At 67.4% G+C, this 3,416-nt stretch carries 4 protein-coding genes; 2 read left to right on the forward strand and 2 right to left on the reverse strand.

The genetic code is table 11. The features are described from left to right. Positions 1-145 precede the first annotated feature (145 nt). Positions 146-1,198: a Gfo/Idh/MocA family oxidoreductase gene (locus tag LQV16_RS23175; RefSeq protein WP_229996179.1), complete on the forward strand. Its 1,053-nt coding sequence runs from the start codon at positions 146-148 to the stop codon at positions 1,196-1,198. A gap of 29 nt (positions 1,199-1,227) precedes the next feature. Here the strand turns inward: LQV16_RS23175 and arfB are convergent, their stop codons facing one another. Continuing rightward, a complete protein-coding gene (gene arfB / locus LQV16_RS23180) occupies positions 1,228-1,650 on the reverse strand; it encodes an alternative ribosome rescue aminoacyl-tRNA hydrolase ArfB (protein WP_229996180.1) in 423 nt (140 codons plus the stop codon). Positions 1,651-1,813: 163 nt separating this feature from the next. After that, positions 1,814-2,044, reverse strand: coding sequence for a hypothetical protein (locus LQV16_RS23185; RefSeq protein WP_229996181.1), 231 nt, complete (start codon positions 2,042-2,044; stop codon positions 1,814-1,816). Positions 2,045-2,462: 418 nt separating this feature from the next. On the opposite strand from LQV16_RS23185, the gene LQV16_RS23190 reads away from it, so the two are divergent. Further along, a complete protein-coding gene (locus LQV16_RS23190; RefSeq protein WP_229996182.1) occupies positions 2,463-3,239 on the forward strand; it encodes a hypothetical protein in 777 nt (258 codons plus the stop codon). The last annotated feature ends 177 nt before the right edge of the window (positions 3,240-3,416 follow it).

Raw genomic sequence — 3,416 nt, forward strand, 5'->3', positions numbered from 1 at the left:
GCATAAGGGGTTGACGAGCGTTACCGACAAAGTCCATTATGGACCGGTCCAAGTGGTTGTCCAATAGTGTTTGTCCAGCAGTGAGGAATTGTTATGAGTGCACCACAGTCGCCGAAGCCGGCCCGCCCCGAGACAGGAGGCTGACGTGCTGCGCTTCGCCCTCCTGGGGGCCGGTTTCATCGGTTCCGTTCACGCCGCCAACCTCGCCGCCCATCCCGGCGTCGAATTTTCCCGCGTCTATGACATCGACCAGAACCGAGCCAAGGCCCTGGCTGACACGCACGGAACCCGCACCGCCCGGGACCTGGACGAGGTGTTCGACCCCGAACAAATTGACGCGGTCTTCATCGCCTCCTCCACCGACACCCACGCCCAGCACTTGGTCCGCGCCGCCGACGCCGGGCTGGCCGTATTGTGCGAGAAGCCGATTGACCTGGACCTTGACCGGGCCCGGGAGGCCGCCGCCCACGCAGCCGGCCGCGCCGTCCCGGTCATGGTCGACTTCAACCGCCGCTTCGACCGCGACTATGCCGAACTTAAGCGGGTCATCGACGCCGGTGAGATCGGCGACGTCGAACTCCTCCAGCTCACCACCCGCGGGCCGGCCCTGCCGCCGCTGTCGTACATCGCCACATCAGGCGGCCAGATGCGAGACCAGACCGTGCACTTCTTCGACCTCGCCCGCTGGCTCACCGGGCTGGACCCGGTGGACGTTTTCGCCGTCGGCTCCGCCCTGTCCGATCCCCGCCTGGCCGAGTACGACGACGTCGACACCTCCGCGGTCACGCTCCGGCTGCCCACCGGTGCGCTGGTACAGATCGACAGCGTCCGGCGCACGGGCTACGGCTACGACGAGCGGATCGAGGTCATGGGCTCCGCGGGCCTGGTCGAGGCAGGACGCCGCCGCACCGGAGCCGTGTCCAGGTACCGCGCAGGTCAGGTGGTGGACGACGGGCTGCACCCCGGCTGGTTCGAACGCGTCCAGCCCACCTACGCCGCCGCCCTGGCCCACTTCGTCGCCGCGGTGGAAGGCGGAACTGCCCTGACGCCCTCGCTCGACGACGGGCTCAAGGCCCAGGCCATCGCGGAGGCCGCCACCCGCTCCCTGCACACGGGCCGCTCGGAGCGGATCGAGTACACGGCCATGACTGCCTCCGGGCACGTTAACGGCGCCCACCCCACGGCGGCCCGCTCATGACCGGGAACCGCTCGCTCGACTGGCGGGCGCTAATCGAGGGACGGCCGCTTTCGTTGCTGTTTCGTCGCCGCCCGCCGTTCCTTTGCGGCGAGGCGCCGGCGGTTCGAGCCCCTGGTCGGTTTGGTCGCCCGGCGTCGGGCAGCATCGGGAGCAAGACCCTCTGCCACGAGGTCGGCGAGCTTGGCCAGGGCGATCTCGCGATTGCGCAGCTGGGAGCGCCGCTCGGAGGCGGTCACGGTGATCACCCCGGTGATGAGGCGCGGTCCGAGACGCATGACCTGCATCAGCCGTTGGCCGTCCGAAAGCGCCGCCGAGGCGGCGACGTTCCACGAGAGTTCGACGCGGCTGTCCGAGGTATTGATGTGTTGACCGCCTGGCCCGGACGAACGCGAGAACCGCCAACGCAATTCCGGCGCGGGAATCGTGAGCGCAGGCGATATCTCCAGATCCATGCAACTAGCGTCGCACGATATGGGCGCGATCGAAGCCCTCATCCCCGCGCAGGCTCAGCATGACCATCTCATGACAGTGCCCGTCCGCACGCTGAACTCCCAGAGAGCGATCCTGCGCTGTGAGCCGGTTTGGTGAACCTCAGCGGCACGGACCAGTCTCCGTCTATGAGCTCGCCGGCTCTTCACGCCGTTCGAGCGTCTGTCCGTACGGGACATCGCGGCTTACAGCGACGGTGTAGCTGGTGTATCCGTGTTGGGTAACGAGGATGCCGTGGCGGCATTCCTTCATGGCGTGTTCGCGGGCGATCTCTACGGCGGCGTTCAGGTCGTTTTCGACGGTGTCCGGGTCGTGGGCGGTGATTTCCAGGACGACGTCCGAGTGGCGCTTGATCATCGTGGTCTCTTTCTAGGCGGGATGTGCCGGGGTCCTCAGCGGGCACGGGTTTCCGGGGTCCGGGCATACCCGGGGAGGCGGAAAGCGGTGGTTCCAGAGGGGTTGCCCGACATTCTCTGATGGGGCGGTGGCCGGCCGAAGTATCTGGCGGGCTGGATCGGCGGAAGCAATCTCCTGCGGATCTGTAGCCAGTGTGGATGATCGGCGGACCGGGCGCAATACCAAAGTCCGAAAAAGTCGGCTGTGGCGGTTCCGTGCCCGCCCCTCCTTGAGTGCTGGCATTACGCAACGGCCGCTATCAGGAGGCCCAGGCAATTGCCGCTGCAACGTGCCGTGGCCCCGCGCGGGCAATCGGGGTAGCCTGCGCTTAGGCGCACACACTGCGAACCTGCAGGTCGGCACGAAGCGGGCGATGCCCATGAAGAAGTTCGGAACACAAGACGGCCACAGCCCGCGGCCTGCGGCTTCGGCCGAGTCGGGGCGCCCGTCACCGCCCCGCGCGCCGTTGCGCCTTGCCGCCACGCTGGCGTTTGCCGGCTTCGCGGTGTCGGTGATTGCCGGGCTGCTCCATGCCGATACGGCCACCGCGAACGACCATGCGGCGACGTTCACGGAGTACGCCCGCAGCGGCATCTGGACTGCCGTCCACCTGGGGCAGTTCGCTGGCATGGCGCTTCTCATCTCCGGGCTGGTGGTCCTGCTGGTGGTCCTGAAAGCGCCGGACGGAGCCTTGGCCTGGGCGGCCCTCTTCGGTGCGGTGGCAGCGGTCGCCGCACTGGCACTGTATGCCTCCCTCCAGGCCGTCGACGGGGTTGCCCTCAAGCACGCCGTGGACGCCTGGGCTGCCGCCGCGGAGCCGGAGAAAACCGCCCGGTTTGCGACCGCCGAGGGCATCCGGTGGCTGGAGTGGGGCATGCGCAGCTACCAGAACTTCGTGCTGGGTGCGGCCCTGCTCCTGACCGGTGCCGTGGTTGTTGGGGCACGCCGCGTCTCCGGACTGATCGGCTATCTCATGGCGCTCTCCGGGCTGGCGTACGTTGCCCAGGGCTGGATTGTCGGGGCCGAAGGCTTCTCCTCGGCGAACACCACTCCCACGCTGGCCGGGATTGTCCTGATCCTGATGTGGTCCGTGTGGCTGCTGGTCAGCGCCTGGTTCGGGAAGGACGCGCAGGCCCGGAACCGGAGACGCGGGTAGCGGGCCCGCACCCGGCGAGTTCGCCGGAAACCTGCCCAGTCGCCGGAACATCCCTGTGTGTCAGGCTGTTGTGTGACAGGTTTTCTGTTGCTGGAGCCGGTGCTCAGAGCGGGGGAAGGTCCATCATGGACTTCGTTATGCCTGTTCGTGTTTCGAACCGGAAGCACTTCACTACCG

The organism is Arthrobacter sp. Bi26 (assembly GCF_918697925.1).
Classification (GTDB): domain Bacteria; phylum Actinomycetota; class Actinomycetes; order Actinomycetales; family Micrococcaceae; genus Arthrobacter.

What these genes read in the sequence shown, in the direction of transcription:
- LQV16_RS23185 (WP_229996181.1), bottom strand. Translation starts at nt 2,044, where the DNA reads ATGATCAAGCGCCACTCGGACGTCGTCCTGGAAATCACCGCCCACGAC.
- arfB (WP_229996180.1), bottom strand. Translation starts at nt 1,650, where the DNA reads ATGGATCTGGAGATATCGCCTGCGCTCACGATTCCCGCGCCGGAATTG.
- LQV16_RS23190 (WP_229996182.1), top strand. Translation starts at nt 2,463, where the DNA reads ATGAAGAAGTTCGGAACACAAGACGGCCACAGCCCGCGGCCTGCGGCT.